This is a genomic window from Peribacillus loiseleuriae, from assembly GCF_001183985.1.
Classification (GTDB): Bacteria; Bacillota; Bacilli; order Bacillales; family DSM-1321; genus Peribacillus; species Peribacillus loiseleuriae.
The window spans coordinates 1-12911 of the sequence record NZ_LFZW01000003.1 but is presented as its reverse complement, the minus strand read 5'-3'; the positions used below and the strand labels follow the sequence as shown (position 1 = coordinate 12911).

The 12911-nt window shown below is 35.6% G+C and carries 15 protein-coding genes and 1 pseudogene; 9 read left to right on the top strand and 7 right to left on the bottom strand.

Translation table 11 applies throughout. From position 1 onward, the window contains the following. Positions 1-135: 135 nt before the first annotated feature. The 3 genes from AC625_RS24685 to AC625_RS24675 all read left to right on the top strand — a co-directional run bounded on the left by AC625_RS24685 (position 136) and on the right by AC625_RS24675 (position 3016). Positions 136-1278 carry a ParM/StbA family protein gene (locus AC625_RS24685; protein WP_049684070.1) on the top strand — a complete coding sequence of 381 codons (1143 nt, stop codon included), beginning with the start codon at positions 136-138 and terminating at the stop codon, positions 1276-1278. A gap of 8 nt (positions 1279-1286) precedes the next feature. Next, positions 1287-1712 carry a hypothetical protein gene (locus AC625_RS24680; protein WP_049684069.1) on the top strand — a complete coding sequence of 142 codons (426 nt, stop codon included), beginning with the start codon at positions 1287-1289 and terminating at the stop codon, positions 1710-1712. Positions 1713-2332: 620 nt separating this feature from the next. Beyond that, positions 2333-3016 (top strand): hypothetical protein, encoded by a 684-nt coding sequence (locus AC625_RS24675; protein ID WP_049684068.1) that lies wholly within the window; start codon positions 2333-2335, stop codon positions 3014-3016. A gap of 654 nt (positions 3017-3670) precedes the next feature. On the opposite strand, the gene AC625_RS24670 is transcribed toward AC625_RS24675, so the two are convergent. The 3 genes from AC625_RS24670 to AC625_RS24660 form a co-directional block, all read right to left on the bottom strand. Continuing rightward, on the bottom strand, positions 3671-3874 hold the full coding sequence (locus AC625_RS24670; RefSeq protein ID WP_049684067.1) for a hypothetical protein: 204 nt from the start codon (positions 3872-3874) through the stop codon (positions 3671-3673). Positions 3875-4062: 188 nt separating this feature from the next. Next, a complete protein-coding gene (locus tag AC625_RS24665) occupies positions 4063-4818 on the bottom strand; it encodes an S-layer homology domain-containing protein (protein WP_049684066.1) in 756 nt (251 codons plus the stop codon). 193 nt (positions 4819-5011) lie between these two features. Then, positions 5012-5557 (bottom strand): DUF3967 domain-containing protein, encoded by a 546-nt coding sequence (locus AC625_RS24660; RefSeq protein ID WP_049684065.1) that lies wholly within the window; start codon positions 5555-5557, stop codon positions 5012-5014. Positions 5558-6102: 545 nt separating this feature from the next. Here AC625_RS24660 and AC625_RS28070 point away from each other — a divergent pair. Both AC625_RS28070 and AC625_RS26280 read left to right on the top strand, forming a co-directional pair. Further along, entirely contained in the window at positions 6103-7077 is a 975-nt protein-coding gene (locus tag AC625_RS28070) for a DUF4362 domain-containing protein (protein WP_053178221.1), read from the top strand. A 22-nt stretch (positions 7078-7099) separates the two neighbouring features. Beyond that, positions 7100-7282, top strand: a pseudogene (locus tag AC625_RS26280) (thermonuclease family protein); the annotation flags it as partial. A 49-nt stretch (positions 7283-7331) separates the two neighbouring features. On the opposite strand, the gene AC625_RS24650 reads toward AC625_RS26280, so the two are convergent. After that, on the bottom strand, positions 7332-7562 hold the full coding sequence (locus tag AC625_RS24650; protein WP_049684064.1) for a helix-turn-helix transcriptional regulator: 231 nt from the start codon (positions 7560-7562) through the stop codon (positions 7332-7334). Between the two features lie 238 nt (positions 7563-7800). Between AC625_RS24650 and AC625_RS24645 the strand changes: the two genes are divergently transcribed. Genes AC625_RS24645 through AC625_RS25230 form a run of 4 tightly spaced genes read left to right on the top strand, consistent with a single transcriptional unit; the run spans position 7801 to position 10271 of the window. Next, positions 7801-9087 (top strand): FtsK/SpoIIIE domain-containing protein, encoded by a 1287-nt coding sequence (locus tag AC625_RS24645; RefSeq protein WP_049684063.1) that lies wholly within the window; start codon positions 7801-7803, stop codon positions 9085-9087. Continuing rightward, on the top strand, positions 9023-9607 hold the full coding sequence (locus tag AC625_RS24640) for a replication-relaxation family protein (RefSeq protein ID WP_180320173.1): 585 nt from the start codon (positions 9023-9025) through the stop codon (positions 9605-9607). Before AC625_RS24645 ends, AC625_RS24640 begins: the two co-directional genes overlap by 65 nt. An 18-nt stretch (positions 9608-9625) precedes the next feature. Continuing rightward, positions 9626-9778, top strand: a complete 153-nt coding sequence (locus tag AC625_RS27150) for a hypothetical protein (RefSeq protein ID WP_156187693.1) — start codon at positions 9626-9628, stop codon at positions 9776-9778. A 19-nt stretch (positions 9779-9797) separates the two neighbouring features. Then, entirely contained in the window at positions 9798-10271 is a 474-nt protein-coding gene (locus tag AC625_RS25230) for a hypothetical protein (protein WP_053178218.1), read from the top strand. A 110-nt stretch (positions 10272-10381) separates the two neighbouring features. Here the strand turns inward: AC625_RS25230 and AC625_RS24630 are convergent, their stop codons facing one another. From AC625_RS24630 to AC625_RS24620, 3 genes are all read right to left on the bottom strand, one after another. Next, entirely contained in the window at positions 10382-11044 is a 663-nt protein-coding gene (locus AC625_RS24630) for a hypothetical protein (protein WP_053178216.1), read from the bottom strand. A gap of 292 nt (positions 11045-11336) precedes the next feature. Next, positions 11337-11918: a sugar O-acetyltransferase gene (locus AC625_RS24625; RefSeq protein ID WP_049684062.1), complete on the bottom strand. Its 582-nt coding sequence runs from the start codon at positions 11916-11918 to the stop codon at positions 11337-11339. Positions 11919-12115: 197 nt separating this feature from the next. Further along, a complete protein-coding gene (locus tag AC625_RS24620; protein ID WP_049684061.1) occupies positions 12116-12682 on the bottom strand; it encodes a hypothetical protein in 567 nt (188 codons plus the stop codon). Positions 12683-12911: the final 229 nt, after the last annotated feature.

The window sequence follows — 12911 nt, the reverse complement described above, 5'->3', positions numbered from 1 at the left end:
ATTACCCTCTTCATTGGAACAAGAAATTTTATTGTATGCAATTTGCATACTAACTTGAATTTTGCATACAAAAAGTATACAATAGGATGAGATTAAAAAGAAAATAATTGAAACTAAGGAGGAATCTACTAAACTATGGCTAGATTCGTATCAATTGATATTGGAAATGATGCTGTAAAGGGCTTTTTAGGAGATCTTACTAACCGGATATACATACCGAACGTAATAGCAAATGTGCAAAATCGTGAAATTGTTGAAATGGAAAAAAATTCGTTAAATGCCTTACATGTAGAAATTACATCCTCTGCTCTGAAAAGTAAAAATGGAAGTTTTGCAGTCGGAAAACTTGCATCTAAATATCCGAATAATGACGAATTGACTCCCGACCAGGATAAAGCCGACAGTGATCAACCAGTAATTATGTTATTAACAACCCTTGCTTATGATGCGGTAGAGCAATTTCCCGAAGAAGATGGTGTAATAGAAGCAACTTATTATTTATCTACGGGATTGCCCTTAGATGAAACTAAACAAGGCAAAGCAAAAGATTTCAAAAAAAAGCTAAAAAACTCGCAGCATGAAGTGAAATTTTTAAAAACACCTTCTCTAGAAGGAAAAATTGTGCGGATAAAGTTTGAACAAGTACTTGTAAATACAGAAGGATTTGCCGCATTTGTAGACTTAACGACAAATAATGATGGTTCCACTAAAAACGAAGAGCTTTTAGGGAAAACGATACTAATCAACGATATAGGCGGTCTTTCAACGGACTCCGCGATAATTACGGATGAAGCTGAAGTAGACAATGAATATAGCAACGGTATAAAAAGAGGTGTATCTACGTATTTAGACACCATAATTCGGAAGGTATATTCTAAATATAAATACTCCATTAAAAGTAGACGGACTCTTGTTGAAATCATCACGAACGAACAACCTGAAGAACAATATCATATCTGGGTCAATGGAACTCGTGTCTCTATTAAAGACATCATTGATGAAGAATTATCTATTTTAGCAAAAGAAGAATATAAGTTAATTAAAGATATGTGGCGTAATGTACCAGATATTCGACTTGCTTATCAAACCGGCGGTGGCTCCCTAGTATTAAAACCTTACCTTACTAAATTAAATCAAGCTGATAAAAACTACCCTCTTCGATTCGTATCTGAAGATGATAGTGTATGGATGATTGCGCGTGCTTATTTCAAAATTTTACTTATGTATGCAAACAGCAAAGGGATTACAACACAAAATACTACGTTAACAAAAGCGTGAACTGAAAAATGGAACAATTTGAGCCGGGAAAATCTCTTTCGTTTCGATTACCATCTGATACCCCTTCACATGTACTTAAATACTTAACAGAAAACAAGAAAAATGCTGGTAGAAAATTCAGTAGCAATATAGCTTCAATTTTTATTGATGCTGTTTCACAAAAAGCTTTAGGTACCGCAAATGGTAATCAAATGAACGTCCCCCTTCCTAAAGGGCTAACATCTGAAGAATTGGAATGGATAAATCATCCGCATACAAAAGCATTAATTAGCCAGCTCCTATATCAAGTAGTTAAAAAACCTTATTCACCCTTTGATTTAAATCAACAACCTGAAAAAAATAAGGAAGAAAATCCCCCTGCTTTTAAAGCGAATGCAGCCATTCAAAATTTCGCTCAAAAAGCATTCTTGGATTTTGATGACGACGACGATTAACCCCCTTATATTCATAGGGGGTTTTTCATTAGACAAAAATAGGCATAATTTGATGTAGGATATTATGAATAGCAGTTTAAATACCTTATCAATCAAGTATACATATAGACCACACACTACATATACCCTACATTTCCATGAATAATGTATTCTACATGTAGAATCTAATAAATTCTCATTTTCATTACTGACGAGGACGAGGATTCCCCTTATATACATAGGCAGGTTTCCTTAGACAAAAATAGTCATATTTTGTTGCAGGATATTATGATTAGCAAGTCTAATAGCTTATAAAACAGAGATACATATAAACCATACACTACATATCCCTTACATACTTTTCAAAAAATGTAGCCGACTTATGGTTAGTGGTCTAGGTGTAGATTCTTATAATTACTCCTATTCATTACTAATGAAGATTAAATAACCTTCATTATTTTATTTTATTTCAACTATCTATTATAATATTTAATGTTATTGTGTGCTACAAGTGGTTTATGGTCTACTTATAGACTATAATTTTGTCCATAAATACTCATAACACAAGGGACTTCATAACTTTTTGTATCTCATCTCAATAGAATCTAGTACATATGAAATTTAAAAAGGAGGTAAAAAATTTGAATGAACCAAAGTATTGGAAAATCAGCGATTTTGTAGAAGAATTAAGAAAAAATCTAGATATCCCAAACATACATATTAATACAGTTGATGGCTGGTTTAAACGGCTAGAAAATGATCGAATCCATTATATCAACCGTACTGTAGAAACAAATGAAAAGATTTATGACGAATTAGACTTAAAGATTGCCATTTTTATAAAGAAAAGAAGAGAAGAAAAGTGGGCCCTCGGGGCCATTTCTAGAGAGCTGAACAACTTTACGAGTTTAAGATCATTTCCTCACATAGAGGAAAAACCAACACCATATGTAGACAATATAGAGGCCTTAAAGAACCAAATTACTGCAGAAGTCCAAAAAACATTTGCAGAACTTGCTGCGACGCAAATGGAAGAACTTAAAAATCAATATAATCAATTACTAACCACTTTACCGAAACAACAATCCCCAGAAGAACAAAGAACAAAACGATTTGAAGAGTTAATGCTACAAAAAAAAATCGAACGGAAGCTCGAAGAAGATGCAGAAAAAATCTGGTCAGAACTGCCTGAAACAGAACGTCTGAAAAAGGTTGGATTCTTTAAAAAAGAAGTAGATTTAGAAAAAAAAAGCCAATTTATGCGCAACTATAAAAATGACCATTTTGAAAGTTATTTAAAAACTGAAATGGGATTAGAGATATAATATATTTCGACTTAATGATTGTTTATACGCAATTATTAAGAGTAAACATAATGGTCACTTTAGAAACTCTCCCTTGAAACATAAAATTTCTTGGGGGAGTTAGTAGATTCTGTTACCTTTCCCATTGCCTAGTTCTTTATATATTCTAGCGAGATTTATTTTAAAATAAACATAACGAATATATTTTTAATCATTATTACCTTCAATTTACATTTCTAATGCTTTCTGAAATTCTGGTCAACCTGTATTTTTGCCTCTTATTTTTTCAGTGAAGATTTTTTTACATCCGTACTCTCCTAGCTATTCAACTTGTAAAGTATAATCCTGATCTGTCGTGCTTACCCGTGCATATCCCACCATTTCGCCCATTCTTCATACACCATCATCATCTAAAAGTCTAATAACTTCCTGCACATTACATTTAAACTAACTTCTAGACGGAATACAACTAATAAAAGAAGGAAAAAAGGTGTTTTTCCTGACCGTCCATAACTTACAACTTTTGGACACTCATTAAATTTTTGTGTACATTTATAGATTGTTACAACGTCCTTACATTTCGTATTGACACCATTCCCTTTAACGAAATTAAAAAAGCCGATGTATTTAAATCGACTTTTGACTTTATCTTATTCAATTAAAGTACCCGTTACTTTATGTACAACACGCTAATACTTTGTCCATATCTTTTTCTCTAACCCAAATTTCTCCTTCTCTAATCTCATAATTTATATTTGCCCCATCTAAACGTTCAATTTGGTTATCTGTTTTTTCTGTCCAGTAAATATAATCCTCTTCCGTATTACAACCCGATAAAGAAATGAGTAATATAAAGGCTATACCAAATATTTTCTTCATAGTAATCTCCTTTGTATTTATGGGTATCTATACCATAACATATTTTGTAAATTTATTATTGGACTTTTCTGATTCGTAGTTTTAATTTAAATGTCTATATAACCTTCGTTTTATGTACATGTACTTTTTTAGACACAAAAATAACAATAAAAAAAGACCGTCCATTGACAGTCTTTTTTAATAATAGTTTATTTGCCTTCAGTAGCAGCTGGTTCTACTATTTGAAGGTTTAAAGATAATCCATCACCGATCTTTTTGAATTCAAATCGCCCACTCGTATCATATGGGGTTCCATTTGTGGTTTTATCTGTGCCATACCACGAATAAGCTTTATAAGTCGTAGTGTCACGTTCAAGTGAACCTTTTCCACCTAGTATGGCACTAACTTGTTCGTAACTCATACCATTTTCTAACTTTTCTAGGTTCTGTTTCGTTACTTGTGGGTAATGTTTTATGGTAGATTTAGAGGGAGAATACCTCTTACCATCTATCACGTTTTTATCGATTGAAGTTACAGTTATATCCATATCTTTTGTAGACAGAACATAATATCCGTTGTATTCAGGTGAGCCACCCACAGGGGAGAATTTACCAAGTGTATTTTCTAAATCCTTTAGCGTTGTTTTTCCAACTTGGATGGCTTCATACTTCTCATAACCATCTAAAGGAATATCAGAGTTTAAATAGCCTTCTTTAGCTAGGTTTTGTACCACACCAGTTAGTTCCGCACGTGTGACATTACTATTCGGTTTGAATGTACCATCTGGATAGCCACTAACAATTCCTTTTTCTTGCGCCCATAGAACAGCATTTTCGTACCAGGCCATTGCTTTAACATCTTTAAATTTCCCACTTGTAGCAGCACCTACAGTAAGTGTTGCACTTCCTAGTATGACTGCCGTTGATAATCCTAAAATAAAGCCTTTTACCGTTTTCTTATGCAATTTCGTTTTCCCCTCTCAATTCATATAATCCTAGACTAACATAAACCTTAATCAACCATAATACCTAATATTTGTTATAACGCTATTTGCAAGTTAATTGAAGAAGAATCTGTTCCGAAACTCTTAAGTTATGACACGGGAACAAACATAATAAAAAGAGCAGCCGAAATGACTACCCTTCTAATAAGCTCCTTTAATCCTTGTTAAAAAACTTAAATATCCCTTTACGCTGCTTCCTCTCTTCCTGTGTTGCCAGGAGGAGTTGTTTGGTTTCTTGGGATTCCCTCAATGATTGCATTAAAAGTTCATCACGCTTGTTTAAACGATTATCTATGTAATCTTGTTGCTGATCCAACTTCTTTATAAGTTCCTGAAGTAAATCATTTTGCTGCTTAATCGTTTCCTTCATTTCCTTGATATCATCGTCATAGCGTTCGTAAGGGTTCGATTCTCTCATAACGCTCAGTGATATACCTGACTGTTCAACCCATGATATAACAGCTTCCGCGGCCTGTTCTAACGTCATATCACGGTTACTCTTGACCTCAATAAACCGTTTCAACACTATAACGTCTTTGTCGAAGTAACCTCTTTGCCCTTTATCATTGACATGGAACTGATATCCCGCGTCTTTTAAAAGTAACGCATATTTCCTTAATGTAGATTCTTTTATGTTCAGTAAAGTGCATACATCCGTTGGCCCCATTAGTATTCCGTTTTCCTGTGTATTGCTCGTCATAACAGCCTCCTCATCTTCATCATCTTGTATATAGCAGTGATATAACGTTATTGTAGTCCAAGCCGCAATATATGAATAGAGAACACGAATTCGTTCCCCCCTAAGTTAGTCTGACGGAGGCAAATTTAGCGTGATTTCCGAGGTCAATTCACCTTCATTGTCTATTAGATTTTCAGGAAACATTAAGGTTCGGAACCCATCCCTCTAATTTCGGTACAATCGCTAACTGTATTGTCATACATACATACATTGAAGCGAAAACGGAAGAATGACCTTCTTATTTATGAGTTAACCCGCGCTAACTGAACATTAAATAATATTAATAGGGACACACACTTGCGAACCACGTACAAAAGGCAGTAACTACTGGTTTCGGAACTTCCGAATAGGTCATATAGGGTTATCGTCAGGCAAGCGTGGATTTACAATGAATTGAGATTGTAAAGTGATACACTTAAACTAATGAAGCAGTTTAGTGCAAGAAGGATAGAAGGGAAATAAGTGCATTAAAACGAATTTTAACTCTATAAGGGAGAGTGATGATATTGAAAAAAATTAGTTTGATTTTGTCCTTTATGTTTTTATCAATTGGTTTATTTGGTTGCCAACGAAACAATGACGAGAAGGTTGATAATGCACCGTCTATTACTGAAAATTTGGAAACGAAAGCTGAGGTCACTGAGGGAGAATTTGTTTATCGACTTGTAACGGAAAAAGCAGAGTATGGTGAGGATGAACCCATGAAAATATATGCAGAACTAGAATATATAGGTGATAAAGAAGAGATTGAAATATCTCATGCAGCTTCCCCATTTCATTTTCCAATGGTTGAGACTACGCGAAATTATGAAATTGGTTACGGTATGGACCAACCATCATTAAGTACCGTTATTCTTAAAGGAGAACCACTCCGTACAGAATATAGGGGTAGTGGCGGATACGGTTCACAGGACAAAAAAGAATATATAGAGTTTATGAAGCGAATTATGAATCAGGAATTTCCAGAGGGACATTATGTTGTAAATGGCATTGCAGACTTTGGTGTTATAGCTAACGAGGGAACGGAACAAAAGAAAGAATATAAAATAAAAGGACAGGTTGAATTTAGGGTCAGCAATAGTAATCAACAGAATAGTGAGATTAACAATCCGAAAAAACCTTATGATTCCGAGGAAGCGATAGAAAATGGAGATGTAGTCAATCGCCACGGAGAAATTAGTAACTTAGATAAATTTGAGAATTTTATAAAAAATGTTGAGAGTGGTACTAAAGATGAAATTCGTATCACAATGTACACTATTGAAGGGGACCCAATTTTCTATAATCTAAATTATGACGGTAACAAAATTCAATATACTTATGATGATTCACAAGATGGATATGCAGGTTCTGGAAAAGGAATAAAAAGTACGTCTTGTTCTAATATAGAATCAAGAAATACTGAAAATGGAGTTGAGTATCATTTAAGTGAGTGTTCTTCGGAAGTTGGAAATACCTTTTACTTTCAGGTTTCGGAATAAAGAAAAGTAGAAAGTATGTGACATATTGTACTTAAGGAAACGGGTGAATAAACTCTTGCTTGAAAAGGGTCTTGCACGAGTAGCCTATGTATACGCACCTAATACTCGATATGTTGATACATTCCATGAAGTACAGAGAAAAGCCCAAGTGCAAGGAATCGGGATTTGGAGTATTGAGAACTACGTTCAAGAAAATGGATTTAATTCATAATGCATAAAAAAACAAAAGGACCGGGCATTGCGCCTAGTCCTTTTTATATGTCGAAATAATCATCGGCTTTCGCTCCAGGCTCAATACTTCGAATCGTCTTCATTATTTTCTTCAGTACGCTAGGTGATGGCACATACTTTGGATCGCTACAGACTTTACTTACTGTATTCCGGGAGACTCCAGAAGCCTTTACAAGATTCTCTTGTGTATATCCATGCTTATCAATCAACTTCCCGACCTTGCTTCGTGGTTTTCCCTTTCCAAATTTAAACATCGCTAGTCCTCCAATAACTTTTTACTAGCATCCTCGTCCATCTTTCACAAATTTATACAAAATTTTCTGAAGTTTTTGTGCATAGGACAAATCCACGACGGAATATTCTTTATCAAATACTGCTGAAGCATTTGAAACGGAACTATCAAAAAGGCGTTATTTAGCCGTTCTAAGCTGTCCAAGAACGTTCTAACTCACACAAACTATTTATTTCATAAATAACACGGGAGGTGGCGCAGTGTTAGTCGAGGTAGGTTCGACAATCATCATGGCAGGAGTGGCCGGTTATTCGTATCTGAAAACAAATGGTTCATCCATGAGCGATTCGGATAAAATCCAACGAATTTTTAACAATGCTGGAATGAATGTCCGAGAAAACGGAAAGGTCAAAACGATTCGCATTCACCGTAAAACCAAAATTGAAGGTGGCGTTGAGTACGTGTTCCAATTACCACTTGGAATGTCAGCTAAGCAGATTATCGACCACAAAAATGTATTAGAAGATGGATTGAACGCACGACATAAGGTTTTTGAGTTTGATCCCACAGAATTATTAACCCTTAAATGGGATCGGACGGTAATCAAGCAAATTATGAAGATACTAACATCTAAAAAAATCATTCGTAAGGAGATTGAAATTGATTTTGATGGGATGTTGAGGATTCGCGTATACGATTCGAGTTTAGGGAATGAGATCCAGTGGTCTGACGACATGCTGAAACTGAAAACGTGGTCTGTTCCGATAGGAATCACGCGAAACGGAACCATTTATCACGATTTTGATAAGCGAAAACATTTAATCGTGGCTGGGGCTACTGGTTTCGGTAAGTCCGTCATTATGAAGGCGATTATTACTGCTTTAATCCTGTCTAAACCCAGCGAAGTTACCTTTTCCCTTGTTGATTTAAAAGGGGGCCCAGCATTTGCAAGGTTCAAAAATGCCAAGCAAGTCGTTCATTTTGGCGTTGATACTACGGATGCTTTGGAAATCCTCCAAGATGTACAGCAAAAAATGAATGATGATTATAAAAAAATAGTAGATGGAGGACACGAAGATGTGTCAGAAGCAGGTATAAGCAAGAGGCACTTCCTTGTTGTTGACGAAGCTGCTGATTTAGCAGGAGATCAAAAAAGCATGGAGATTTTAACCGACATCGTGAGGAAAGGAAGGGGTGCTGGCTACTACGTCATTTATGCAACCCAGTATCCTTCTGCTCAAGCCATCCCAATGCAAATTAAGCGAAATATTCCTGCCCGTTTATGCTTTGTACTGGATAGTGCTATGGCATCCATGACCGTACTAGATGGGCCTGGTGCTGAAAGCCTTCCAGAAATACCGGGTCGTGGGATCTATAAAGAGGTCAAACAAACCATTTTGCAAACGCCATATATGAGCAATAAACAAATACAAGAACGAATTCAGCCGCACGTCACAATCCGTACACGAAAGGATGATGGAGATGGACAGAAGAGCCTTCAAACAGCAACGACAAGAAGACATTCTATTGTCATTGAAAAAGTTTGACTATCTCACCCGTTCCCAAATCCAAATCATACACGATTTAAAAGGGGATCGGAACGCGAATCGGGTACTGAACGATATGGCTGAGTATTTAGGGACATTCAGACATGAAGGTAACATCGTCTACTATTTGAACAAAAATGGGCGTGAACGGATCCAACATGATGTGATCCGAAAGAAAACGCCAAATATCCAGCATTTTTTAGTCCGTAATCAATTGTGGATGCATCTTAAACGCCCACATTCATGGCAAAACGAAGCGAAAATCAAAGTCGGTGATACTTCCATTGTTTGCGATGCTTTATTCAATCAGAAGGGCGTCACGGTGTTTGTAGAGGTGGACATCACGCAGCCAATGATAAACAATCGGAAAAAGATTGATAGATATAAGAAAATCAGAGAATTGACAGACCAACCCTTCCACGTTGTATGGATTACAGAGATTGAAAGTAGGAAACCCAAGCTGACCGAATTATCGGCTGGATTGACGGGTCGGATTTATACATTAAACGAAATCATATAAGGGGGGGGGGAGATCGTGGTGATTAATTTGATTTTCAGCAAATTCATAGAGTTGTTGCTGCTATTACCCGTGACGTTCCTTTCTGTATGCGGATTAATTGGAATTATGGCCATATTTAAACCAACACGAATCTTTATAATTGCTGGCGTTTTAGCTTATTTCACGCTTTAAAACGAAGGAGATGGCTATATTGTTCAAAAATCGGACTGAAACCATACCATTTAATGATTTTATGAGTGAGGAATACAAATATAAGCCTAAACCACAAAAAGCCACCAGTGGACGTTTACGTGCGAATTACGGGCATCTCGTTGAAAAGGTACAATGGATTCCGATAGTCGCGGTATCTGCTCATATCATGAACAAAGTTTCCCCTGTGTTTGCTGCTACTACTGTACAACCAGAAGCCATAGTAGTGACAGGCGCTATACCTGGTGCAGTGAAAGAGAAGATTATTCATGCGTTCGATCCCTTGGTGGAATTAATTATGGGTGTATCGCTTCCCATTGCTTCTGTGATGATTACTGGGGGTGCTTTGCTTGTTATGATAGGGATTAAAGATAAAGGGTATTCGATGATTATGTCATCAGCGATCGGCTATGTATTGGTGCAAATGACGCCTTTATTAATTGATTTATTGGCTGGTGTAGGTAGTGCAATCTAGGCATTGAGAAGATCAGATTATCCTGTCGATTACAATTATTTTTGGAGTATATATCGGAGAATTGAAAAGACCACCAAATTGGTGGTCGCGCTGTTGAATTAAAGGTTTGTTTAAGAATGATAAAATCCAACCTGCATTCGAATATACTCTCCTGTAGTTGCATTAAAGGGTACCACCTTCATCTTTTTATAGTTTTTTTTCCACCCATAAACTATTATAACAACAATATTTTTTACTGAATCTGTAGCTTTAGTAATTTCAAAGTTATACCCTTTCGCCCATTCATTCCCTGGATAAAGCTCAGTCAAATCTTTAGCCTTTTTTAACAATTGAGGAGAATCGTATTTAATATCAGATAGCTCTATAAAATCCTGTTTTGATTTTGAAGGACCATTGCGAGTTATATCTTTTTGCAGGTCTATTTTCCCTTCTTGGACTTGAACTATAAATTCCTTATTAGTATCTGGTACTCCAAATATTACGTTCCAATATTTCCGTTTTCCATTCAAACCACTGATATTTTTATCCCCATCCACACTATTACAACGCAATAGTTTCGCCTCTTTATTCCAACGAATCGCAACAGAATATACCAAATCAATAGCTTGTTTTAATGATAATTCTATTGTTTCGGATGAAGATGGGGTGCTTTGATTTGGATTCAAAATATCAATTGTGCTTTGAGCCATTGCTTGTTGATTAAAATATTGAAAATATATTGTGATTACAATTAAAATCAAACACGCTTTTAAAAAGAAGTTAATTTTACCCAACTGTGTCCCTCCAATTTGCAAACTTAAAAATAGTTTGTACAAATTGGAATACCTTTAGCAAAAGAGGGGGGGGAATGTATGATTTTGTATATTTAACGTACATTGAAAAGACCACCAAAAAGGATCTTCTTCTTGAACTGATGTCACCCATTAGCTTAATAAGCTAGATTAAAAAACTCCTCTTATTTTATTTCAAGAAGAGTTTACATAATCATTTTTATAGGTACTGAAAAAGGATCTTCGGTTTGGAAGATCCTTTTAGCTGCTTGTTTTTTATCTAATGAGACCAAAATTACTTTAAATTATTATTAATTTTTTTTATAGATTTTGCCGGTACTCCTGCAACAACAGTATTTTTGGGAACATCCTTAGTGACAACTGCACCTGCAGCTACAACAGAATTATCCTCAATAGTCACACCAGGTAGTATTGTTGCGTTTGACCCAATCCATACATTTTCACCAATTATAACTGGAGAGGGATATGTTGTGTTTCTTGTGTCTAAAGGTAACCCATGATTAAGTGTAGCGATCGTGACATTCATACCGATCATCGAACCGTCTCCTATACTAATTCCACCTCTATCTTGAAATGAACAGCCTGTGTTGAAAAACACATTTTTTCCAATAGTAATATTTTTGCCGAAGTCTGTATAAAATGGCGGAAAACACATAAAAGACGAATCAACTTTATTACCTGTTAGTTCACTAAAAATCTCTACTATTTCTTCTTTTGAATGATAGGACGTATTCAATGCCATTGTAATCTTTTGGGCTTCATAACTACATTGAGTTAATAGCCCATGTAATTCTTTATCCTCACCTGAAATTGGATTGCCTTTCTTACAAAAATCTATAAAATCTTTCATGTCCATTTATAAATCCTCCCTTTAAAAGTTTAACCTTTTCAATTAAATCATAAGATGAGTGTTCCTTAAAATGTCCTTTTAGTTGAACAAGATCCCAAGGTCTCTAATGAATATCATATACAAATCTAGTTAACATAAGGTCAATTATCGGCAAAAAAAGGATTGGGTACCTCTTAGATATCCAATCCTTTTTGTTTTTTTGGTCAATTTTCATATTTTTCTAGAAAGTCGGCTAATGCTAAATGAAACACATCAGACTTATTGATCCTCTCGGCTTCACAAAACTCATCTAAACGTTTACCAATGACACGATCAATAACAATAGTCTTTCTTGTTTTGTCACTTTGTCGCAACTGTTTGACGCGGTCATAAAGACTTGGCTCATTGGTTTGTGTAGTTGGGGTAACCTCTTGCCACGATTTAAGCATTTCCTTAATCATATGGATTTCATCTTGGGTGAACTGTTCATGAACAATAGGTGGATGATTTGTGAATATCTTATTACTTTGTGTGAAAGACGTATGAACTTTAGGTGAACTAGATTTCACATAATCAAAAATACTTTTATCAAGAGGTTCTTCACCTTCTCCAATAAAAAACCAACCCTTTTGACCAGAGTTTCTAAATTCATATCCAGCCTCTTTTAATGCGTTTCTAAATGGTTTTTCACTTATGCCAGGTATTTGTTTAGCCACATCGCCTGTCTTTATTCCTTCTTGGGCCAATATTTCTAAAATGCTTCGTATGGATGCTTTTTGATCTGCACTCATAGTTTGTTCACCCTCATTTCACTTAAAATCATATATGTATTATTCCATGTGAAATACGTATGACCTTCAAGTGAGTTAACATAATCACCCTTATCGGCATTAAAAAAAGATCTTCGACTGGAAGATCCTTTTAGCTGCTTGTTTAATTAGTCGAGTAGAAGGGAACCTCTCTACCTTGCGGTAGATTGTGTTCCTCCCCCCTCACAGAACCGTGCTTGCGCTATTTACG

Coding starts and splice junctions, on each gene's coding strand:
- AC625_RS24650 (WP_049684064.1), bottom strand. CDS start 7,562: ATGTTTAAATTTGGAAAGGGAAAACCACGAAGCAAGGTCGGGAAGTTG.
- AC625_RS24685 (WP_049684070.1), top strand. CDS start 136: ATGGCTAGATTCGTATCAATTGATATTGGAAATGATGCTGTAAAGGGC.
- AC625_RS24670 (WP_049684067.1), bottom strand. CDS start 3,874: ATGAAGAAAATATTTGGTATAGCCTTTATATTACTCATTTCTTTATCG.
- AC625_RS24625 (WP_049684062.1), bottom strand. CDS start 11,918: ATGGACATGAAAGATTTTATAGATTTTTGTAAGAAAGGCAATCCAATT.
- AC625_RS24640 (WP_180320173.1), top strand. CDS start 9,023: ATGGACAGAAGAGCCTTCAAACAGCAACGACAAGAAGACATTCTATTG.
- AC625_RS24680 (WP_049684069.1), top strand. CDS start 1,287: ATGGAACAATTTGAGCCGGGAAAATCTCTTTCGTTTCGATTACCATCT.
- AC625_RS24620 (WP_049684061.1), bottom strand. CDS start 12,682: ATGAGTGCAGATCAAAAAGCATCCATACGAAGCATTTTAGAAATATTG.
- AC625_RS24660 (WP_049684065.1), bottom strand. CDS start 5,557: ATGACGAGCAATACACAGGAAAACGGAATACTAATGGGGCCAACGGAT.